The following is a 23160-nucleotide window of genomic DNA, read 5'->3' as shown; positions in this document are numbered from 1 at the left end:
TATTTAGAGCAAGTCAATACGATTCCTTCGTTTGAGTTATTGGAAAAACCTATCGTCACTATTAGCCCAATGATTGAAATCATTGAGGAAATGCGCCAAGGCCGTATGGTAGTGCTGCTGGATGATGAAGATCGAGAGAATGAAGGCGACTTAGTCATGGCGGCGCAGTTCGTGACGCCATCTGATATCAACTTTATGGCTAAACATGGACGCGGCTTAATTTGTTTAACGCTGACCGAAGAACGTGGCAAGCAGCTTAATCTTGAGCCTATGGTAACTAAAAATGGTACCAAGATGGGTACCAACTTCACTGTTTCCATTGAAGCTGCTGAAGGTGTGACTACTGGTATTTCAGCGGCAGATAGGGCGCATACCATCCAAACCGCAGTCGATGTAAATGCTCGACCAGTCGACATTGTCAGCCCTGGCCATGTATTTCCTTTAATCGCACAAAAAGGTGGCGTGTTGGTACGAGCAGGGCATACAGAAGCAGGCTGTGACATTGCTAAACTTGCTGATCTTGAGCCTGCCGCTGTGATCTGCGAAATATTGAAAGATAACGGCGAAATGGCAAGGCTGCCAGACTTACTTGAGTTTGCAGCAAAGCATGATTTGAAAGTGGGTACGATTGCCGACTTAATTAGTTATAGAAGCCAGACTGAACGTCTGGTGACTAGAGTGGCTGAACGCAACATCGAAACAGCTTACGGTGAGTTTAAACTAATAGCGTTTAATGATGCCACCGCCAACGAAACACATTTGGCGCTTGTAAAAGGTAATGTAAGCGCTAGTCAAAGTGTGCTTGTGAGAGTGCATGAGCCTTTAACTTTAATTGATTTGTTAGATGCAAGTAGTAAGAGCCACAGCTGGAGTTTGCCGCATGCGATGGAGCACATTAGCAAAGCAGAGTCTGGCGTCATAGTTATGCTTAGACGACAAGAAGAAAGTGAGGATATGGTTCATGCAATCAAATCAGCAGGTCAACCAGTTAGCAATCAATATACGCTTAAAGATTATGGGATTGGTGCGCAGATATTACGAGATTTGGGAGTGGTAAAAATGCGCCTGATGGCAGAGCCTCGTAAGATTCCAAGCATGGCTGGATTCGGCTTGGAAGTCACTGAGTTTATAAGCTACGAGGTTTAAGTTGTCTGTTGAATATCGGTGCTTGGAATAGTAGCACTTTGAGTGCCGCTATTCTCCGTAGTTGGAAACAAATACTCTGGCACAAATTAAACAGATAAAGCTTACACCACCAATCACCAATATTGCTAAAATATCAGCACCCACATAACCCCAAAACTCACTCATCTCAATTCCTTTTGCTAAGGTAGAAGTAGTCCAGTATCTACCATTCTGGTTATTCCAAAATCTGAAACTTGGTATTTAAACAGCAGCTTTGCTATACCATTTTTTGTTTCTAGTTTATTCTCAATACGCTTTATCAATCCAGCTGCAGCTAGTTCATCTAGAGCAATGCGTATGGTTTTTTCCCTGAAGTCACCAGACTCATCATACTCAGAAAACACTTTTTCAATGAGTTGTTGATCCCAAATCCCACCAGATTTAGAGATGGTGACTAATAGAAATCCTTTGTGATGTAACTTCATGAATGTACCTGACGAATATACTTAGGAATATACTTTGGCATCGCTGTTGTCGCGCAACTCTGCAACTGACTCAGCTGATTCGCTGAACATCACAAAGCTGCCTAATACCGTTAAAAACAAACCTACGATGAAATACCATTGAGGTAATTGCAGCGTAAAAGCCGCGATGAAAATAAGCGCGAAAACCGCATATAGATTGCCGATCGCTTCACCTCGACCTACACCAATTAAACTAAAACTCTTATAAAAAGCCGTATAACAATAAGCATGACAAGCTGCCGCAAGTACTATCCATAACATGGCTTTACTATGCGTAAACGTATCAACGATCAATGCTTTGATGGGTAAGTCAGTAAATATGGCAAGGAATGGCAATATGAGCAATCCCCAAAATAATATTTCAAACGAGAACCGGCAATGAATACCAACATCTGGGTCGGACACATCCATTGCCCGACCAGCAACGGCACCCTCTGTTCCCCAGCCAATCGCTGACATAATGCCACCAACATAGCCTAACCATGCATTGGGGTTGCTTGCATCCATTTCCCCAAAAAGGCTAGGGCCATAAATCACTATGCCACCAAAAATAATGATGCACATGCCAATCGCAGCGCGTTTCGAGATTTTTTCTTTGTACCAAAGCCTAGCAATAATTGCGCCTATGACAGGATAAAATAAAGATGAGATTGCAGCAAACACAGGTCCAACAAAGCCCATCGCCATATAAGAGCCAAATATTGCTAAAGGGCCACCGCAAAGTGAGGCGAGGGCATACCATTTAGATATTTTGCTAAAACGTACCATCGTTCGGCCGTAATCTTTAACCTTACCTAGCACCATATTCCAAACTAGTAAAAAGAAAAATACGGTAATGGCATGTATCCAGGTCATCACTGCGGTTGCTGCTAATCTTAACGATTGTTGATTCGCTGAAATATCGACGTATGGGTGTTCAGACCAAAGTGCCGTGCCAGGCACATACCAGGCGCCCCAAAGGATAGCTGTCCAGAGCGCCCACATAAAGCCCCAGCGTTGGTTTCTAGCATAGTGCTTATGTAGAGCTTGTTTCAGAGCGGCATTATTCACAATAAAACTCTTTCAGATAGATTGGATCGCTAATCAGACCTGTTCACAAGGCGCTCTGCCGCAGCGGTGAAATTTCGCATTAGCTTGTTTTTTGTTGTCGTTTCAAGTCCGACTTGATCGATTGCCTTGTCCATACACGCTAGCCAAATATCTTTTGATTCAGCATTAATCTCTACATGCTCGTGCATGGTTCTCACATTGGAGTGGCCATGTTTCTCAACATATAGCTTAGGACCACCTAAGAACCCTGAAAGAAAGTTGAATTGTTCTAGACGTGAGTGCGCTAAGCCGTTGCCGCGTAGATGCAATAAAAGCAACTTATGAGCAAAATTTTCAGTTTCAACAATGTCATAAAAAACCTTTACTAGGTTTAAAACGCCAGTCTCTCCGCCAACAAGATCATATAAAGAGCTATTTGCAGTATCACTGATTACAGGCTGAATATTCATCTTTCGTCGCTTTCTTGAGGCTGTTGTTTAGCTTATATGCACGACGTAATAGTAAACAGAGGAATTGCGAATAAACACTATCTTGAAGGTGTAATACTTAAGAAGTATTTGGCTGGGAAAAATATAGCGCACAATGAACAGGGGCTAGTGTTTGGCAAACTACTACTTTAAGAGTAATCCGTTATGAGAATTGTACTCAACTTATGATTGTCATCAAATGTAAACCAATGCGGAAAGTTTTTTTAGACTCCGTAGATATTTTATTTATAGATGTTTTTTTGATATGTGTTTTATTTAATAGGTGACACGGGCTGATTTTATTGCTTCACCCAGGTGGGCAACTCTACAAAGCGTATTTAGCTTTAGCGGTATTAGGGTTGTATTGGGAATTTTATAAAAGGGGACTTAAATTGAGTGTAAATTCTGCGGTTGATGCGATATCAGCTGATCTTTCGGAAAACGTTGCAGCACAAAATGCAACGTTACATAGAAAGATTGGCTGGCAAGGCGCATTCTGGGTGGCGAGTGGCGTTCCGGCACTTGTTCTGTTTTCAATTGGTGCGATTGCTGCAACAGTAGGCAAGCCAGCATGGATGATTTGGGCGATTTCCATCGCTTTTGGTTTTATTCAAGCATTTACTTATGCTGAAATTGCAGGTTTGTTTCCACATAAGTCTGGTGGTGCTTCAATTTATGGTGCGGTTGCATGGGTAAAGTACAGTAAGTTTATTGCACCAGTTTCTGTTTGGTGTAATTGGTTTGCTTGGTCACCGGTGCTAGCCATTGGTTCTGGGCTTGCAGCAGGCTATATGTTGAGTGCCTTATTCGCGCCAGATGCTGTGATTAATACTTGGCAGATCACATTATTAGACTTGAGTATGGTTAAAGATGGGCTGGTACTGAGGATAAACGCAACGTTTATTGTCGGCGCGGCTGTTCTGCTGTCGGTATTTGCTGTTCAGCATGGCGGCATTTTGCGTTCAGCTAAAACAACCATGATTCTTGGCGTGATTGCATTGATTCCATTGATGTTAATTGGATTAGTGCCATTGATGACAGGTGACATCTCTCAAGCTAACTTCTTCCCACTAGCACCCCTAGCGCATGACGCAGCAGGTAATGTGACTGATGGCGTATGGGGTATAGAAGGTTGGAAGCTAATGGCAGGTGGGCTGTTTATCGCTGCGTGGTCTACCTACGGTTTTGAAACTGCAGTTTGTTATACACGTGAATTCAAAAATCCAAAAACAGATACCTTTAAGGCTATTTTCTACTCAGGTCTGCTTTGCGTGGCTGTATTTACGTTAGTGCCAATCGCTTTCCAAAGTCATTTAGGTTTGGGCCATATGGTGACACCTGCTGTCGTTGATGCGGCTGGTGTAGTCACTACTCCAGCGGTATATGATGGCATGTTGGAATCTTCAATCTACAGTGGTATGGGTGTGGCTGCAGCATTCTCAGGTATTGTAGGTGGTGGTGCTTTTGTTGCTAATGTGATGGTGATTATGATGGTATTAGCTTTAATGCTCTCTATCATGACTTCCATGGCGGGTTCTTCACGCACCTTATACCAAGCATCTGTTGATGGATGGTTGCCTAAGTACTTGTCTCATGTCAATGATCATGGCGCACCTACAAGAGCGATGTGGACGGATCTTTGCTTCAATCTACTGCTTTTGATGATGTCAGATTATGTGTTTATTCTTGCAGCATCAAACGTAGGCTATATCATTTTTAACTTCCTTAACCTTAACTCTGGCTGGATCCATCGCATTGACAGACCAAAATGGGATAGGCCATATAAAGCGCCGACAATACTCTTGGTATTAGGTGGCATTCTTGGCTTCGTTAACCTGAGTATCATGGGTTTAGGTGCTGATGTATGGGGTGCTGGAACATTGAAAGTCGGCTTGTTATTTGCTGCCTTGATTCTTCCTGTATTCGTCTACCGTCACTACATTCAGGATAAAGGCGTATTCCCTAAACAGATGTTGGAGGATATGCATTTAGATGAGCATGAAGATGGCGTGGCCAATAGAGCTGGTGTACTGCCATACATTGCATTAGCTGCAGGTATTGGATTGGTGTGGTTCTTACACAGCCTGTAATTAACAGTATTTTCAGTTAATCAATTAGGCTATCTACAAAGCGAGCGGACATATTGTCCGCTCGCTTTTTTATTGTAATTACAGGTTACTTTTGAGTAACACCTAAGTAGTAAGCCATGAGGGTAATTGTTTAGATAGCGCATCAGATTGAGAATAGCCATACAGTAAATTCCTAAACACATCGGAGAGTAATATGGCACGTGATCCAAAACATGACATTCTGTTTGAACCCATTCAAATAGGCCCAAAAACTTTACGCAATCGCTTCTATCAAGTCCCACACTGTATTGGTGCTGGTTCAGATAAACCAGGTTTCCAAGCAGCGCATCGCTCAATGAAAGCCGAAGGCGGCTGGGCGGCAATGAACACTGAATATTGCTCTATCAACCCTGAATCAGATGATACACATCGTTTGTCAGCACGTATTTGGGATGAAGGCGATGTACGTAATTTACGTGCAATGACGGATGAAGTGCATAAGTACGGTGCGCTTGCAGGGGTAGAGCTATGGTACGGCGGTGCACATGCACCAAATATGGAGTCACGTGCAACACCTCGTGGACCAAGCCAATATGCTTCAGAATTCGAAACCTTATCGTACTGTAAAGAAATGGACTTTAGCGACATCGCTCAAGTTCAGCAATATTATGTAGATGCCGCTAAACGCTCACGCGATGCTGGCTTTGATATTGTTTATGTTTATGGCGCTCACTCATACTTACCACTTCAATTCTTAAATCCATACTACAACAAACGTACTGATAAATACGGTGGTTCATTAGAGAATCGCGCACGTTTCTGGTTAGAAACTTTAGAAAAAGTTAAACATGCAGTTGGCAGTGAATGTGCCATTGCAACACGTTTTGCAGTTGATACTGTGTATGGTCCAGGTCAAATAGAAGTTGAAGTTGACGGCATGAAATTCGTAGAATTGGCTGATCCATTGGTTGATTTGTGGGACGTGGATGTTGGCGATATCGCTGAGTGGGGCGAAGATGCAGGCCCATCACGTTTCTACCAACAAGGTCACCAAGTGCCTTGGACTAAATTTGTTAAACAAGTTTCTAAGAAACCAGTATTGGGCGTAGGTCGTTTCGTAGATCCAGAAAAAATGACTGAGATTGTGACCAAAGGCTATGCAGACATTATCGGTTGCGCACGCCCTTCAATTGCCGACCCATTCTTGCCACAAAAAATTGAGCAAGGTCGTTATGACGATATTCGTGTATGTATCGGTTGTAACGTTTGTATCTCCCGTTGGGAAATCGGTGGTCCTCCAATGATCTGTACACAAAACGCGACAGCTGGTGAAGAGTATCGCCGTGGTTGGCACCCAGAGAAATTCCCTAAAACCAAATCAAAAGATTCAGTACTCGTAGTGGGTGCAGGCCCATCAGGTTCAGAAGCCGCACGTGTGTTGTTAGAGCAAGGCTTCACAGTTCATTTGTATGACAAAGCTGAAAAAATTGGCGGTCATTTAAACTCAGTGACAACATTGCCAGGTTTGGGCGAGTGGAGTTATCACCGCGACTATCGTGAAACACAAATCACTAAATTGGTGAAAAAGAACAAAGAAAGTCAGGTTGCACTTGGTCAAAAACCAATCACAGCCGACGAAGTGTTGCAGTATGGTGCGGACAAAGTCATCATCGCGACAGGTTCTTCTTGGAACACAGATGGTAATAACTGCTTAACACACGACGCTATTCCGGGTGCAGATGCCTCATTGCCAGATCAATTGACGCCTGAACAAGTGCTAGAAGGTAAAAAGAAAATCGGTAAACGCGTCGTGATATTAAACGCAGATACTTATTTCATGGCACCGAGTTTAGCTGAGAAATTAGCAACAGCAGGTCATGAAGTGACTGTGGTTTCTGGCGTGCATATGGCGAATTACATGCACTTTACGCTTGAGTATCCAAACATGATGCGTCGCTTGCATGAGCTGCATGTTGAAGAAATTGGTGATCATTTCTGCTCAAAAATTGAAAGCGGACGTCTTGAAATCTACAACATCTGGGGTGATGGTTCTAAACGTACCTATCGCGGCCCTGGCGTTTCACCTCGCGATGCAAACACAACTCACCGTTGGTTAGAGTTTGATTCATTGATTCTAGTCACAGGTCGCCATTCAGAAAATGCTTTATGGAATGAACTTAAAGCACGCGAATCCGAGTGGGCAGCCAACGACATCAAAGGTATCTATTTGATTGGTGATGCTGAAGCGCCACGCTTGATTGCTGATGCAACCTTTACAGGTCATCGTGTAGCACGTGAGATTGAAGAGGCTAACCCGCAAATCGCAGTGCCATACAAACGTGAAGTAGCTGTTTGGGGCGCACCGCATATGCCTGGTGGTACCTTCAAAATCGAGTACAAAGTTTAGATTGGACTGATCAAGCTCGTCGTAATGCCTTACGGCGAGCTTGATTAAACCCTTTTAAATACATTCATTCAAAAAAATACAAATTCTAAAAATAACAATACTTAATACCCATCAATAGGCGGAGCTAAATGGATAATTCTAAAGAAATCACCCGAGTGCTGTTTGAGAACTTCCAGCCACAGGCGATACATTTATTCTATGCCATAGGTTATTTGGCGATTGCAGTTTTCATCTACGGTGTCTATGTTCAGATTCGTAAATATCGCCGTGGCAAACCAGATGGTTCATGGAGTGATCTGTTTAAACGTTTTGTTGAGATGGTTAAAACGATGGCGACACATCGTACCTTGGTGCGACGTGACAAAAGCGCAGGGCGTGCACATGGCCTAATATTCTTGGGCTTCGTATTGTTGTTTATAGGCACATCTACCATTACGCTGGAATATGACATTCTGGAGCCACTGTTTGGCATTAAGTTTTGGTACGGTAACTTTTACTTATTATTCTCACTAGTGCTGGATTTGGCTGGTCTAGGTTTAATTGTTGGCCTTATCTATATGATGTATAGACGTAAATGGCTCCACTTACCTAAGCTTGATTACAAAAGAGTGGATAGACAAGAAGGTGATCCCGACTTTGATCGCAGCCAATATCGCCGCGAAGATTGGGCATTTCTCTGGTCATTCATCCTAATAGGCATCACGGGCTTTATTTTAGAAGCCACACGTTTAGTTTGGCTCAATGATCGTCCAGCGGTTTGGGATTATCGTATGTGGTCGCCAGTGGGCGCTTTGCTTGCGCACATCATGCAGGCACTAGGCATGACATCTGAAAGCGCTGGCGCATTCCGCCCATACTTATGGTGGTTTCACGGATTACTTTCACTGACATTTATTGCCTGTATTCCGTACACAAAAATCAAACATATTTTCACCGCTGCGGCGTCTTTGATGTTCAAAGATCCACTAGCGGGTAGAAGATTGCCTAAAGTACCAGACGACCAGAAAACGGCTGGTTATAAGACGATTACTGACCTGACTTGGAAAAACTTATTGCATCTTGATGCATGTACTAAATGTGGCAGATGCCAAGAAGCCTGTCCGGCTAATGCCGTTGGCGCGCCATTGTCGCCAAGAGATGTGATTCTTTCTTTACGTGAGTTTGCCAATCATGCATTGAGCGCTAAAGAGCTGCCTAAAGAAGCAGAGCTGGATATTCACGGTAAAGATGTAGGGCAAGTGTTTATGGAAACGCTCTGGTCTTGCCGCACTTGCTTGGCTTGTGTGGAGATTTGTCCAGTAGCAGTGGAACATGTGCCAATTATCGTACAGATGCGACGCAATCTTGTTGAAGCTGGTGAAATGGAGCCTTTACTAGAAAAAACACTGCAAACCATCCATAAAACCGGTAACTCATTTGGTGAATCTAAACGTAAGAGAGCGAATTGGACTAAAGAGCTTCCATTTGAAATTAAAGATGCACGTGCAGAACCAGTCGATGTGTTGTGGTTTGTTGGAGACTACGCGTCTTTTGATCCTCGCAACCAAAAGGTCACGCAGTCGTTCGCCAAACTAATGCATCACGCAGGGGTTAATTTCGGCTTACTTTTTGAGTCTGAATTGAATGCTGGTAACGATGTGCGTCGTGTTGGTGAGGAAGGATTATATGAACTGCTGGCTTCGTCCAATATCGGCACGCTGCAATCTTGTGACTTTGCCTCTATCGTGACAACGGATCCACATTCGTTCAATACGATCCGCAATGAGTATCCAGATTTTGGTGGGAAGTTTGAAATTGAACACTATACAACTTTGGTGAAACGCCTCATTGAAACTGGTCAAGTCAAGCTCAAGAAAAAGCTTGATTACCGCGTCACTTTTCATGACCCATGCCACTTAGGCCGCTATAACAAAGGCTTTGATGCACCTCGTGAAGTGATTAAATTATTGGGCTGTGAATTAGTTGAAATGGGACGTAACCGTGACAACTCATTCTGCTGTGGTGCTGGTGGTGGTCGCATCTGGATTCCTGATCCAGTCGGTATTGAAAAACCTTCAGCTAATCGTATGAAAGAAGCTGGACAAATCGAAGGTTTGCAGGTGTTTGTGGTGTCATGCCCGAAAGATCTCACGATGTTTGAGGATGCACTTAAAACATCAGGCTTCGAAGGACAGTTTGTGGTGCGTGAACTGATTGAGCTAATTGACGAGTGTATTGAGTATGAAGTTTGGGAAGATAGTGCTGTGACAGCTTGAGATGAAGCTTGACATACAACTTTCTGGAAGTGCTGCAGCATTAGTGAGTTTAGCATTGAATCTTGGAGATCCATACAGTGCCTCTGCTGTTCATGTGATTGCAGCAGGAAAAGTTAGGCGCAAGTTGGAAGAGATCATGTTTAGTAAACGTCGAGATGCCTTGGCACTAGCTAGATGGGAGCACACGCCAGCATCAGTGTTAGAAGCGCTTTGTGGCGCTTCAGACGAGGCGATAGTTGTTAGATTAGACAAGAACCAGAATACGCCAGCTCAAGCGATATCTAAGCTTTATGTTGCTGAAAGTCTAGGTAGTAAAAGACTAAGCAGTAAAAGTGGTTCAGGTTTAACTGTTTTAGTTGCACAACATCGGCATGCATCACTGGCTGTTTTGAAGAGTATTGCGCAGTTTGAAAGTGATGAAGCAAGTTTGTTAGCCGTGAGTAAAAACTTGGCGGCAAACAGTGAAGTGCTAAGTATGTTGCTAAGTCGCTTTGAGTCGAGTTCGATACTAGAGGCATTGCAAAAAAATATAAGTGAGCATCCATCTACCTCTCCTCAGTTGCTTGAGCAGTTGTATGACAAAGGTGATGTGTATGTAAAAGCTGCGGTGATTGGTCATACCAATTGTTCGCAGCGACTGATAGATCAAGCAGTGCAAGAAGAAAGTGTCTTGATTCAACGGCAATTAGCGGCGGATAGGCGCTTAAGTAATGAGGTAATCAGTCGCTTGAGCTTACATCAGGATAAATCGGTGCGATGTTCGGTGGCTTCAAATTTGTCAGCATCGAAGGATGTGATTAAGTCCTTAGCAACTGATGATAGTGATGTGGTCAGGCGTGCTGTTGCATCAAGAAGTGATTTAACAGCACATAGTATTAACAGCTTAATAAATGACCCGGATGTATGGGTCAGGCAGAAGTTAGCACGTAATTCGATTGTTCCATACAGAGTATTGGCTAAGTTGTCTCAAGACCTGCAAGCGGATGTGCGAAGGGGCGTGGCAAGAAACGCTAAATGCTCAGTCAAGTTGTTACGAGTATTAGCTCAAGATGAGGATTATTGGGTACGTTCTGCAGTTGCCTATCAGCGCAGAGCTCCCAAGCAGTTGTTGGTAGAGCTTGCGGAAGATACAGCGGTAGATGTGTTGAGTGGTGTGGCGAATAACCCCAATACGCCGCAGAAGTTGTTGAAGAAGTTAACCGCTTCTACAGAAGCGGATGTAAGGCGTGGCGTGATTTTAAACCAGAGTGCTAAGCGGTTGACTTTACTACCATTGTTAGAGGATGCCTATTATTTACATCGGTTAATGCTAGTTGCTAACACTAAGTTGAAAGATAAAGATAAATGGCATTTGTGTTTCGATCCAGATTTTCAGGTCAGATTTACCGCATTTAGATATTTTGCGAATAGTTTTATAAAAAGCAGTTATTGATATAAGTTTCAAGGAGAAGAGAAGCATGAAAATTTTAGTTGCGGTAAAACAAGTTGCGGCATTAGATGAAGATTTTGAAATCCGCGCGGATGAAAAAGATGTTGATGAAGATTTTCTTTTGTATGACTTAAACGAGTGGGATGACTTTTCACTTGAAGAAGCCATGAAAATCAAAGAAGCTGGCACGACAGAAGTCGAAGTGGTGGTAGTTTCCGTAGGACCAGATCGCGTTGATGAGAGTCTGCGTAAATGTTTAGCTAAAGGCGCTGACCGTGCCATCAGAGTTTGGGATGACAGTATTGAAGGTTCTGATTCGATTGCCATTGGCCGTATTCTTGCTGCCATTGCTAAGAAAGAAGCGCCAGACATGATATTTGCTGGCGTGCAGTCATCTGACCAAGCTTATGCCTCAACAGGCATTTCAACAGCAGCTTATCTCAATTGGCCACATGCTGCAGTGGTAGCTGATTTGCAGTATCAACCGGGTAACAAAAGTGCCGTGATTCGTCGCGAATTAGAAGGTGGCTTGTTGCAAGAAGTTGAGATTAATTGCCCAGCAGTATTAACCATACAGCTAGGTATTAACAAGCCTAGATATGCCTCATTGCGCGGTATCAAACAAGCGGCTGCTAAACCTATCGAGGAAGTTACTTTGGCTGATATAGGCTTATCAGGCTCAGATGTCGGGGCTGGTAACTCAATGTCACACGTTCGTCGCATGTATATTCCAGCTAAAGGCCGTGCAGAAATGATTGAAGGCACGATAGCTGAGCAAGCGGCTAAGTTGATTCAAATTATGAACGAATTTAAAGGAGTTTAAGCATGAGTACAATTTTGGTAATTGCAGAGCACCGTCGTAATGAGTTGCGCCCTGTCACCTTTGAGCTTATCTCTGCGGCACAAGGTTTGAAAAAATCAGCAGATGACAAAGTTTTGGTTGCGGTTGTCGGTAGTCAGGCTGAGACATTCACAGCAGCGTTATCTGTGAGTGGTATAGATGAGATATTGACTATTCCAGCCCCAGTTCCAGAATTCGATCCTGATGTTTATGAAGCCGCTGTATCAGCGCTGATTGAGGCTAAACAGCCTAGCGTCGTCTTGTTACCACACTCAGTCGACTCACTTGGTTATGCTGCTACATTAGCAAGTAAAGCCGGTTATGGATTCGCTACAGACGTGTTCATCGTCGAATATCAAGGCAGTGATTTAGTCGCAACGCGTGGCGGTTATAATCAAAAAGTGAACGTTGAAGTGGACTTTCCAGGTAAGAGTATTGTGGTCATGACCATTCGTGCCAGCGTGTTTAAGCCTTTAGAAGGTTCAGGCAGCCCAGCTGTGAGCAGCTTTGACTTACCAACTGTTCAGTCACGCAGCCAAAATAAAAACTTTGTAGAGCAGGGTGGTGGTAATGATATTGATATTACAACTGTTGATTTTATTATGTCTATCGGCCGTGGTATTGGCGAAGAAACCAACGTTGAGCAGTTTAGAGAGTTAGCGGAAACAGCTGGCGCTACTTTATGTTGCTCACGGCCTATCGCCGATGCTGGCTGGTTACCAAAATCAAGGCAAGTCGGACAGTCAGGTAAGGTTGTTGGTTCATGCAAACTTTATGTAGCTTTGGGTATTTCTGGTTCGATTCAGCATATGGCTGGTATGAAACATGTACCGACTATTGTTGCTGTGAATACTGACCCAAGCGCGTCAATTTTCACTATTGCTAAGTACGGTATCGTTGCAGATATTTTTGATTTTGAAGAAGAACTCAACAGTCAATTAGCTGCTTAGTAACAAAAGAATTACAAGTATTAAACTCTACAAATGGCGTGCGGCTAAGATCTAGGCTACACGCCATTTTCCTTAATTTCGTCTAAATCCATCCTACTGTATTTACTACCTCCTTAGTAGTACACCTTCAAGAGAATTTTCTCTGAATTTCTATTCCGATAATGTGTAATCAATCTCTTAACAATTACATCTTATTAAGTAAGGAAAATAATGCGAAATTCTATTCTCAACGGTAGACACGCGGCGCTTGGATCAAATTTAGATGGCGACACATGGAATGATATGGCTATTCCTTGGAGTTATCACACTGACCCAAATGAAGAAACGGTTGCGGTGCGTAGTCGTGCAGGCTTATTTGATGTTTCAGCACTTAATCTTGTGGATGTCACTGGCGCTGATGCCGAGGCGGTATTAAATGCGATAGTTGCCAAAGATATCACTAAGCTTAAGGTCAATAATGGAATTATCGCAGTAGAAGTGAATGATGCTGGTGTTTTATGTGACGACATTATGATTATTCGTCTAGGCGCCAATGAGTTTAAAGTCTCTCATGGAAGTGGTAAAACGCCAGACAATCTACGTAAGTTGTCTGCTGGCAAAAATATTACAGTTCAAAAAGATAATGATACGCATGTGCTGTCATTACAAGGCCCGAAATCTCTTGAAATTCTTACCCCACATGTTGGCATTATATTGTCTGAATTGCCCTATTTTGGTTTTGTAAAAACAACGATATTTGGCATTGACGTGATTATTGGCCGTGGCGGATATGCGGCTGAACGTGGTTACGAGATTTATAGTACTGCAAAAGACATTGTGACCATTTGGGACAAAATTCTTGAGCTTGGGAAGCCATTTGGCATCCTGCCGGCATCATGGAATTGCTTAGAGTTAACGCGTGTAGAAGCCGCGCTGCAGTTCTTCCCATTTGAAATGCCTGAAGGTGACACAACGCCTTGGGAGGCAGGTTTAGGCTGGGCTATTGATCTTGATAAAGCAGTTGAATATACAGGCAAAGCGGCGGTATTAAAGTCAAAAGGTCAGGAGCGCGTTAAGCAAGGCGGTGTAGTTTGTCAGAGCGCAAGCGCAGTTGAAGCTGGCGCCAAGATCATGAAAGATGGTGTTGAAGTTGGTGTAGTGACTAGCGGCAGTTACAGTCAATATTTAATGCAATCCATCGCGATGATGCATATCAAACCTGAATACTCAGCAATTGGTACTGAGGTAGAAATAGTCGGTAAAAAATCCACCTGCAAGGCAAGAGTGGCTCAAACGCCATTTTATGACCCTATGCGCATCCGCACCTATCCTGAAAGAGTGAAAGGTTAGTCATGGAACGTGGATATTGGATTAGAAGTAAGCCTGTCTATACTTCATTGTTGTGGCATGAAAAAGCGACCTCGCATTTAGTGGTAGCACAAGGTCAGGGCGGAATGGCTGTTTTGAAGCTATTTCAGTTGATGCATCCCAAGCAAGCAATCACGGTGTTATATACACCCTATGCTGAGGCAGATTACTCTAAAACGCTTGTTAAAGTAGTGCCCGAGGGCTTGCATATATTAGAGGCTGAGCAAGAAGTTTTAGCTAAGTTAGAGAGTGTATTGCAGGGTATGTGTATGGGCATGCGTCTATATATTGCAGGCTCTGAGGATTTTATGTGGTCAGTAGCGAAGGTAGCGAATAAATTCGGCATTGAAGATGCCGGCATGATGAAAGAGCTGACTGGTACCTTGGCAAGACCTATCTATTGCGTACATTGCAAAGCGACAACACATGGCGTCACAACTAATATTGGGGAGTGTAGCGGCTGTGGCCGCATGCTTTTCGTTCGCGATCACTTTTCTCGTCAGTTGGGCGCTTACATGGGCTTGATGATCGACGCTGAGTCGCCAGGTGAATTACCAGAAATTGAGGAAATATATCCATGAGTATGATTGACATCAAAGTTGCTGCCGTCGAGCAAGTAACGCCACTAGTTAAGCATTTCACTTTTGTTAAAAGGGATGGCTCACCATTTCCTGCATTTTCAGGTGGAAGCCATGTAGTTGTATCCATGAATGTCGGCGGAAGGGTGCACCGCAACCCATACTCGCTCATGGGTTCGCCAGCAGATACTGACGCTTACCATATCTCAGTTCGCAAGCAAGAGCAGTCTAGAGGTGGCTCAGTGTTTATGCATGAAAACGTTGAGGTTGGCACCTCGTTACAAATCACTTATCCTGTGAATCTTTTTTCACTGGCCAAAAAAGCCCATAAACATATATTGATTGCTGGCGGAATTGGCATTACGCCATTCATGTCGCAATTGATTGATTTGAACAGATTGAATGCAAATTTTGAATTGCACTATGCATTCAGATCCCCTGAACATGGCGCATTCGCAGACAAATTAAAGGCCATTTGCAGCGACAAACTTCATTGTTATGCGGACAGCAAAGGTGAGCGCCTTGATTTACTTGCCTTGTTAAGCAAACAACCATTAGGCACACACGTCTATGTTTGCGGGCCAAATCCTATGGTAGTTGCAGTCATCGAAACTGCCAGAAACTTGGGCTGGCCTGAAAACCATATTCATAGCGAACAGTTCCTGTCACCAGGTATCGGCGAGCCATTTAAAATCCAACTGGCGAAATCTAACATTGAAGTGCATGTCCCTGCAGAAATGAGCATGCTGGAAGCTATTGAAGCTGCTGGTGTCGAGGCGGATTACTTGTGTCGAGGTGGCGTTTGTGGGCGTTGTGAGGTCAATGTGCTTGAATCAGATGGCGCGCTGTTGCACCACGATCATTTTTTAACCGATGCAGAAAAAGCTGCTGGTAAAAAAATCATGCCTTGCGTCTCTCGCGCTAGATGTGACCGATTGGTTTTGGATCTTTAGATCACGAGAATAGTTTGATGTTTTAAGACCAGTTGATATTGAAAATTGAAAATTAAGGTGAATAAAATGGCGTTAGCATTTAAACAAGAAACATTTCGCAATGACTATAAATACAGTAACTCTCCTAATGCAATTAAACGCTTTCCGTTTCCGTTTGCAGAAGATCAGTATATGTACTCGGTCAATATAGAGCCGCACGTTAAAGGTAAGACTGGTAGCGTTTCTGAATTCGCTTTTGATGTAGATGAGCACTATGTTGGGGAATGCTTAGACAAGCAGCTAACGCTAGATCTAGATCGTGGTAGATATGCAGCTTTACCGCACATGATGGATGCGCAATGGGACTTTGTTGAACTGACCATGGAAGCGCTTTCCAATGATTACCCTGAACATTTTTCTTTAAAAAAAGAGGGCCTAAATTGGACATGGGAAAACAAACCCTTAAACATTAAGCAAAGCTTCGTATTTGGCGATGCTTCAACGATGCCTATGGATCCATTTGAATTTATGAGCAAACAAGTGCAGGGTGACTTCGTGTTACTCGACCAACGTGATGAAACCTTATATGCAGATGCTGGTTTTGTGACCAGTCAGGCCGATTGGTCTTTAGCGTTTGATGTGGGAATGTCATGGAGAGAGTGGCATGCGCCAGTGCCACGGGCGACTGAACTAGGTGTGATGGATAGAGCGCTTAAATATTTGCTTAATCTACAATTGGGTAGTCCAGTACGTAGACTTAACTGGACGATGACAGTGAATCCACGTTTGGACACTTCACCTGAAAACTATCCGCTGTGGGGTACAGATAGAAATACGGTAAATCCTGAGAATGTTGCAGACAAAGTGCATCTTCGTGTGGAGTTACAGTCTTTATTTAGATTGCCACGTAGCAATGGAATTGTTTTCAGTATTCGCTGTTATTTGATGAGTTTAAGAGAACTTTCTAGCTATCCAAGATGGGCAAAGCGTTTGCATCGCGTTCAAAAGACCATGCACCCAGACCTGATTGAATATAAGGGCATGACAAAGTTTCATCCAATGATGGTTGAATGGCTTTCTCAGTTTGATGATGGTTCAGCTATGGCTGTAGGAACACAACCTGAGTAATTTTTATCGCTACTTCACACTTAATGAAGTAGCGATTTCACTCGATATTGTTGCTCTGGAATTTCGGTAATAAATCCTTCCAGAGCTAACAGCTCACCTGTGCTAGAGAATATGCCTCGCCCGTATTCTTGTACGAGTTTAGTCTCACCTTTACGAGTAACAATGCGGTAAATGAGTTTGAACTTTTCACTTAGACCGAGTTGCTGATTCACTGATTCCCATACGTCAGCTCGATCATCTGGGTGAATAATTAAATTGAAATTAAGGTTATTACTGTTAAGAAAGTCTTGAGGATCATAACCAGTGAGGTCGATACAACCGTCACTCACATATTCAAATGTCCAAAAACGGTCATTTCTACCTCGATAGACTAAGGCAGGGATATGGCTTAATAAAGAATTAGATGCACGACGACTCGCTAATACGCTTGCTTCAGCCTCTTTATTGTTTTGGATGTTGGTCATGGTGCCGATGACGCTAGTTCTTTCACCAGCAGATGCAGAGGTGGTTTTAGCGCGCATAACAACCCAGTTAGGGAAGCCGTGAACAGAAAGAAGCCGAGCTTCTAGAGTGCAGTTAGGTCTTTTACCTTGCGTTAAGGAGTTAAGTCTGGCTTCTAGCATAGGTCTGTCTTCGGGATGAAAAAAGTCCAAAAGTGATTTGTTTAGGCAATCTTGAACTTTGAGCTCAAGTAAACTTTCCCATGCCGGATTAAGGAAAATTATTCTCCCTTCAGCACTCAGTTGAAAAACGATTTCCTCCAGCCTATCGATAATGAGGTGGTAATTAAACTGAGACTCAAAATCGTTAGTGAGTGGACTAGTTGCAGAAATTGGTGTGAATTGAAAAAGTGTAAGGCTATTTTGACCATCTTCGCGCATGCGGGTGAGGCTGGCGTTCGAAGGCAAAGTAGTACCATCAGCGCAAATTAGTCGAATTTTTGTTGGGTCACTTTTAGTTTTACCAGTTGTCGCCTCTGCGTTGAGATTCGCAAAACTTTGGTGATCTGTTGGATGTATCAAATTAGTAAAGGGCATGCCGATAATCTGATCTGCCATATCGGCCATACCTAGCATTTGGAGAAATGGTGTATTGATAAATTTAACAACATATCCATCTAGCATGGCTGCTGGTGAAGAGAGTGTGCTAGAAACTTCTCGACCCCATGCAGCTTCTTGATTCAAGTTTTGATTGATGCGAGATTTTTTTGAGGTGAATAAGGGCTGAATGACAATCACCAGTGCGGCAGAAAATATAGCAACCGCTGTTGAAATTAACATGACAACATGTAGTAAAAAAGGTCCTTGAATGTTGTACCATGAACCCAGTATCACAAAGAAAATAATACCAATGATTAGCGTAGAAAAAATAAATATACTCATTACGTTATGCCCAATTTTGAAGCTGTAATATGACAGTATTAGAGTATAAAAAGAACCAGAGCAAATATGCAAAATATTTTGAATATTCTTAAATTAATACGTAAATTTGTCATGAAACATAAGCTTTATGCAAATTTACATGCATTAGTTGTTTCTATGGTCTTGACGGTTCTGTTGATGCAAGCAGGGTCATTATTTTTGTTTGACTACATTCCCGATCATCTCTCCGTCATTCATCGTGCCTATCAGGATCAATCCGTTTGGAAGTTAGGGGTAAGCCAACTAGAAAGCAACTTTAATCGCAAGGAAGAAATCTTTAACCGACTCAATGAGAGTCAAAATGAATTTGAAGATGTTTTATATTCATGGGCTAAAAATCAAAAAGATACAAAGTTAGATATTGCATACAAAAAATTATTATCTGCCCGAAAAGATTTTGCTGATGCAAGAGTGCATGGAGATTCCCAAGCAATACTAGTCGATAAGGGGCAAGGCGTTATTAAGGCATACGACGACTTTGTTTCTTCTGCTGAAAAAGATATTGTCATTAAGCAGTCTTTAGTTTCTTTACTTCAACTAGTTTGCTTAGTACTCGTTTTTTGCATAGGGGCGTGCATCATGTTGATGTCATGGAGCATCCTAGTCAATCGACTCGGTAAAATAATCGCTTCTGTTCCAAATGATTTAATTTTAAGCGAAGGTAATAAGCAATTTGATGATGAGTTTGAGTTGCTAGAAAGGTTATCAGCTGAAATGGCTGCCCGCCTTGAAGGCATTCAAGTGGAAACCAAGTGGATCAATAAAACCAGTACTGAAAAGATGCGGAAAATGATTCTTTCTCAGGATTTTTTGTTAAAACTAACTAAGTTGATTGGAAACTCTGGGCTGAGTGAGCTTACAATCAAAAAGACGCTTTATTCACTTGAGCGCACTTTAGGCGTTAGCAATGCCGCATTGGTTTTTAGTGAAAAAGGATCAAGAATCTCAGCGCAACGTGCGCTATTTTCTAGCTATTGGCCACTGACTTTTGATGAAAACATGTTTGATGAAAGTAATAATCAGACTTTGGTTAATCATGAAACCAAATTAATTAAAGGTGAATGTGTGCAATGCGTGACGATCCCTTTACCAAGTCCCAATGGCTGGTTGGGTATATTATTATTAGAGACAGAGGCTAATCATTATTTTGAGGACACTGAATTACAGTTATTTGAAGTAACCGCTCAGATGTTGGCTTTGTCGATGGGATTCCAAGCCAAAGAGCAGGAAAGTCGTCGCGTGGCATTACTAGAAGAGCGGGCGGTTATAGCTAGAGAGTTACATGACTCACTCGCACAGTCATTGTCGTATATGAAGTTTCAAATTGCACGTTTGCAGACTAACTTTGGAACACAATTGATTGAATCTGGTGCAGATACTATCGTCAATGATATGCGTGAGGGCTTAGATAATGCCTATCGAGAATTACGAGAGTTACTGACTACATTTAGAGTGCAGATGGACGTTCGTGGGCTTGATCATGTGCTTGAAGAAGCCATTGAAGAGTTCTCACAGAGGTCAAGTTTGAATATTACGCTTGATAATCGTTTGCAAGAATGTCGGCTGAGCGTCAATGAGGAGTTTCATTTATTGCATGTGGTTCGAGAGGCATTGTCAAACATCGTGCGACATTCAGGCGCTGAGAAAGTCACCATTGCACTCGTTTTACAGTCATCTGGAGACGTCATAGTGACAATTGATGATGATGGTAACGGCGTAGCGTTTGACAAGACTAAGCCGCACCACTACGGCTTGGCGATTATGACGGAGCGTGCACATTGCTTAGGTGGAAAAATTGACATTCTCCCTAGGCGACTTGGTGGAACGCGTGTCAGACTGTTATTTCATCCAAAATAAGCAATAAATAACGAGATTAGTATCAATTCAAAGCATAAATAAAAATAAATTTAGAAAAGTGGAGAGCAATATGACCAAACCTACATCTGTCATTATTATCGATGATCACGCTTTATTCCGTCGGGGCGTCAGTCAAATGATCTCGGCAGATCCAGCGTTCGTTGTCATTGGCGAGGCTGCTTCTGGTGCTGAGGGTTTGTTATTAGCAGAGCAGTTGAAGCCAGATTTAGCGTTGATTGATTTAAACATGAAGGGCATGAATGGTATCGAAACGCTCTCTCGTATTAAAGAGGCAAAGCTAGAATCGAAATGTATTGTGCTAACCGTGTCAGATGCTGAAGCGGATTTACTCGAGGCTTTGCGTGCAGGTGCTGATGGCTACTTATTAAAAGACATGGAACCAGAAGACCTTTGTGATAATTTAAAAAAGGCAATGTCAGGCGTTACAGTTTTACATGAGAGCCTTACGGAAATTCTTAAAAACGCGCTAATTAGTCCATCTTTAAGCCGAAGCGAGGAAGAGGTTTCATTGACTGAGCGTGAAAGAGAAATTCTCGAGTGTTTGGCAAATGGCTTGAACAATAAGACTATTGCACGTTCTTTAGGCATCAGTGACACAACCGTTAAAGTACACATCAAACATTTGCTGAGTAAGCTAAAGTTAACCAGTCGGCTAGAAGCAGCCGTTTGGGCACATAGAAAAAAATAGACCAAGTCGGCTGGACGTTAATCAATTGAAAAATCTAGATCCCCAACACGAAATTTGCAAGGCAAGAAGACGTTATAACGACGCTATTTTGCATCGAGATGTAGATGCAATTTGTAGGTTCTTTGCCCCAGACTATTTTGTGATGACAGGACGAGGTGTTCAGTCAAGAGGAATACATGAACAGCATCGGCGCTGGTCAGAATCATTTAGTTCTGACCCTATTGTTTGTTATAGAAGACGAACAACAGGTTTAAGTGTTCGTAAGCAATTTGCATGTGCTGAAGAGCGTGGAAGCTGGGCGGGGAAATACTTTCTAAATCAAAGAGTTGTTTTGGTGGGTGGAGTTTATTCAGCAAAATGGCAAATGCATGAAAATGGAGAATGGTTAATTCAAACGGAAGTTTTCACTACTTTAAAATCGTTTGCCGTTAAGGCTTAACGTTTTAATCATATATTTTCAATTGTAATTAACTATCCTCGCTGAAGTTATATAAGGTAATTGAAAGCCTCTCGGACTTGCCAACCAACGTTTCCTCATGCCATAGTGATAGATATACACATAGATAGGTTGTAAGTAATGTTAGCAATTATTGGCGGTACAGGTTTAACTCAGTTAGATAATTTAGAAATCACAAGACGTTTGATTGTACGTACACCCTATGGCGAGCCTTCACAGCCACTCATATTTGGCAAAATTGAAGGTCGTGAAGTAGTGTTTTTAGCGCGTCACGGTAACGGGCATACCATTCCGCCGCATGAAGTCAATTATCGTGCCAACATTTCAGCCTTACATTTACAAGGCGTCACTGAAATTGCAGCTGTTGCCACTGTAGGCGGTATTCATAAAGACTTAGCGCCAGGTGTAATTGCCATGCCTCATCAAATTTTAGATTACACACACGGCCGAAAAAATACATATTTTGATGGTATTGATTTACCGGTTAAGCATATTGATTTTACTGAGCCATATTGCCCAAACTTACGTGCCAAATGGGAGCAAGCAGCCAAAGAGATTGGCGAGACTTTAATCACAACTGGCATTTACGCCACTACACAAGGTCCGCGATTAGAAACTGCCGCTGAAATCAACAGGCTTGAGCGCGACGGCGCTACTATGGTAGGTATGACAGGTATGCCAGAGGCTGCACTCGCTCGTGAGTTAGGTATAAGTTATGCTGCTATTTGCCCTGTGGCTAACCACGCAGCAGGGCGCGGTGATAGTCTGCACGGCATTCAATACGAAGAGTTAGTCGATAATTTAAATCAAACGATGGTGCGAGTTCGCAACATTATTGCGCAACTCGTTAAACAAAACGGGTTTAAGCAAAAGGATATTTAAACAAGATGGCAGTTAAACCAGTGTTACGCATGGGTGAACCATGTTTGTTGCTCAAAGCCGCTCCAGTTGAAAAATTTGATACACCTGAGTTACATAGCTTGATTCAAGATTTGGAAGACACCATGCAGGCAATGAACGGCGCGGGTATTGCGGCACCGCAGATAGGCGAAAGCTTACGTGTGGTTATCTTTGGCCAAAAATCTTCTGATGAAAATAAAAATCCACGTTACCCAGATGCTGATGCAGTGCCATATACCGTACTCATCAACCCAGTTATTACACCAATAGGTGACGATGTGGAAGATGGTTGGGAAGGGTGCTTATCTGTGCCGGGCATGCGAGGCATAGTACCGCGTTATCTGCGTTTACATTACGCAGGCTTCGATCAATACGGAAATCCTATCGACAGGTTAGTAAGCGGCTTTCATGCTCGTGTAGTGCAACACGAATGTGACCACTTGGATGGCGTGCTATATCCAATGCGAATTAAAAATCTAAAAGATTTCGGCTATACCGAAGTGTTTTTCCCCGGACAAAATATTATTGATGATTGAGGCTTCCATATTACAAATTCTTTGCTATAATCCTGCTTTCGCTGAAATTGATGCGGAAATGAAGGAAGAGTGGCAGAGCGGTTTAATGCTACAGTCTTGAAAACTGTCGTGGGTGCGAGCCCACCGTGAGTTCGAATCTCACCTCTTCCGCCAATCACCCTAAAGTCAATAGAATCAA

General features: G+C 42.8%; 20 protein-coding genes and 1 tRNA gene. 17 read left to right on the top strand and 4 right to left on the bottom strand.

Annotated features, from left to right (window positions below; all coding sequences use genetic code 11):
- Nucleotides 1–69: 69 nt before the first annotated feature.
- Nucleotides 70–1146 carry a bifunctional 3,4-dihydroxy-2-butanone-4-phosphate synthase/GTP cyclohydrolase II gene (ribBA, locus tag M301_RS07165; RefSeq protein WP_041359919.1) on the top strand — a complete coding sequence of 359 codons (1077 nt, stop codon included), beginning with the start codon at nt 70–72 and terminating at the stop codon, nt 1144–1146.
- 179 nt (nt 1147–1325) lie between these two features.
- On the opposite strand, the gene M301_RS07160 is transcribed toward ribBA, so the two are convergent.
- From M301_RS07160 to M301_RS07150, 3 genes are read right to left on the bottom strand one after another with little or no spacing between them, the layout of a single operon-like run.
- A complete protein-coding gene (locus tag M301_RS07160; RefSeq protein ID WP_013148099.1) occupies nt 1326–1610 on the bottom strand; it encodes a hypothetical protein in 285 nt (94 codons plus the stop codon).
- 21 nt (nt 1611–1631) lie between these two features.
- Nucleotides 1632–2699, bottom strand: coding sequence for a DMT family transporter (locus tag M301_RS07155; RefSeq protein WP_013148098.1), 1068 nt, complete (start codon nt 2697–2699; stop codon nt 1632–1634).
- A gap of 29 nt (nt 2700–2728) precedes the next feature.
- On the bottom strand, nt 2729–3148 hold the full coding sequence (locus M301_RS07150) for a group II truncated hemoglobin (protein WP_013148097.1): 420 nt from the start codon (nt 3146–3148) through the stop codon (nt 2729–2731).
- A gap of 410 nt (nt 3149–3558) precedes the next feature.
- Between M301_RS07150 and M301_RS07145 the strand changes: the two genes are divergently transcribed.
- The 10 genes from M301_RS07145 (at nt 3559) to M301_RS07100 (ending at nt 17102) form a co-directional block, all read left to right on the top strand.
- A complete protein-coding gene (locus M301_RS07145) occupies nt 3559–5256 on the top strand; it encodes an APC family permease (protein ID WP_013148096.1) in 1698 nt (565 codons plus the stop codon).
- A gap of 193 nt (nt 5257–5449) precedes the next feature.
- On the top strand, nt 5450–7642 hold the full coding sequence (locus tag M301_RS07140) for an oxidoreductase (RefSeq protein WP_013148095.1): 2193 nt from the start codon (nt 5450–5452) through the stop codon (nt 7640–7642).
- A 128-nt stretch (nt 7643–7770) separates the two neighbouring features.
- Nucleotides 7771–9897: a heterodisulfide reductase-related iron-sulfur binding cluster gene (locus tag M301_RS07135; RefSeq protein ID WP_013148094.1), complete on the top strand. Its 2127-nt coding sequence runs from the start codon at nt 7771–7773 to the stop codon at nt 9895–9897.
- 1 nt (nt 9898) lies between these two features.
- Entirely contained in the window at nt 9899–11329 is a 1431-nt protein-coding gene (locus M301_RS07130; RefSeq protein WP_013148093.1) for a hypothetical protein, read from the top strand.
- Nucleotides 11330–11354: 25 nt separating this feature from the next.
- Nucleotides 11355–12149, top strand: coding sequence for an electron transfer flavoprotein subunit beta/FixA family protein (locus M301_RS07125; protein ID WP_013148092.1), 795 nt, complete (start codon nt 11355–11357; stop codon nt 12147–12149).
- A 2-nt stretch (nt 12150–12151) separates the two neighbouring features.
- Nucleotides 12152–13117, top strand: a complete 966-nt coding sequence (locus M301_RS07120; RefSeq protein WP_013148091.1) for an electron transfer flavoprotein subunit alpha/FixB family protein — start codon at nt 12152–12154, stop codon at nt 13115–13117.
- 207 nt (nt 13118–13324) lie between these two features.
- On the top strand, nt 13325–14446 hold the full coding sequence (locus M301_RS07115; protein ID WP_041359376.1) for an aminomethyl transferase family protein: 1122 nt from the start codon (nt 13325–13327) through the stop codon (nt 14444–14446).
- Between the two features lie 2 nt (nt 14447–14448).
- Nucleotides 14449–15045 (top strand): dimethylamine monooxygenase subunit DmmA family protein, encoded by a 597-nt coding sequence (locus tag M301_RS07110; RefSeq protein ID WP_013148089.1) that lies wholly within the window; start codon nt 14449–14451, stop codon nt 15043–15045.
- Nucleotides 15042–15995, top strand: a complete 954-nt coding sequence (locus M301_RS07105; RefSeq protein ID WP_013148088.1) for a PDR/VanB family oxidoreductase — start codon at nt 15042–15044, stop codon at nt 15993–15995. Before M301_RS07110 ends, M301_RS07105 begins: the two co-directional genes overlap by 4 nt.
- A gap of 66 nt (nt 15996–16061) precedes the next feature.
- Nucleotides 16062–17102 (top strand): heme-dependent oxidative N-demethylase family protein, encoded by a 1041-nt coding sequence (locus M301_RS07100; RefSeq protein WP_013148087.1) that lies wholly within the window; start codon nt 16062–16064, stop codon nt 17100–17102.
- 20 nt (nt 17103–17122) lie between these two features.
- Here the strand turns inward: M301_RS07100 and M301_RS07095 are convergent, their stop codons facing one another.
- On the bottom strand, nt 17123–18484 hold the full coding sequence (locus M301_RS07095) for a PAS domain-containing protein (RefSeq protein WP_013148086.1): 1362 nt from the start codon (nt 18482–18484) through the stop codon (nt 17123–17125).
- Nucleotides 18485–18595: 111 nt separating this feature from the next.
- Here M301_RS07095 and M301_RS07090 point away from each other — a divergent pair, with 111 nt between their 5' ends.
- The 6 genes from M301_RS07090 (at nt 18596) to M301_RS07065 (ending at nt 23135) form a co-directional block, all read left to right on the top strand.
- Complete coding sequence (locus M301_RS07090; protein ID WP_049770015.1) at nt 18596–20380, top strand: histidine kinase; 1785 nt, start codon at nt 18596–18598, stop codon at nt 20378–20380.
- Between the two features lie 70 nt (nt 20381–20450).
- Nucleotides 20451–21089, top strand: a complete 639-nt coding sequence (gene narL, locus M301_RS07085; protein WP_013148084.1) for a two-component system response regulator NarL — start codon at nt 20451–20453, stop codon at nt 21087–21089.
- 25 nt (nt 21090–21114) lie between these two features.
- On the top strand, nt 21115–21528 hold the full coding sequence (locus M301_RS07080; RefSeq protein ID WP_013148083.1) for a nuclear transport factor 2 family protein: 414 nt from the start codon (nt 21115–21117) through the stop codon (nt 21526–21528).
- 138 nt (nt 21529–21666) lie between these two features.
- Nucleotides 21667–22428: an S-methyl-5'-thioinosine phosphorylase gene (locus M301_RS07075; RefSeq protein WP_013148082.1), complete on the top strand. Its 762-nt coding sequence runs from the start codon at nt 21667–21669 to the stop codon at nt 22426–22428.
- 5 nt (nt 22429–22433) lie between these two features.
- Nucleotides 22434–22982 carry a peptide deformylase gene (locus M301_RS07070; RefSeq protein ID WP_013148081.1) on the top strand — a complete coding sequence of 183 codons (549 nt, stop codon included), beginning with the start codon at nt 22434–22436 and terminating at the stop codon, nt 22980–22982.
- Nucleotides 22983–23045: 63 nt separating this feature from the next.
- A tRNA-Ser gene (locus M301_RS07065) sits at nt 23046–23135 on the top strand.
- Nucleotides 23136–23160: the final 25 nt, after the last annotated feature.

The organism is Methylotenera versatilis 301, from assembly GCF_000093025.1.
In the GTDB taxonomy this organism is placed as follows: domain Bacteria; phylum Pseudomonadota; class Gammaproteobacteria; order Burkholderiales; family Methylophilaceae; genus Methylotenera; species Methylotenera versatilis.
Note: the sequence above shows the minus strand (reverse complement) of the source record. Positions and strands in the feature narration are given on the sequence as shown.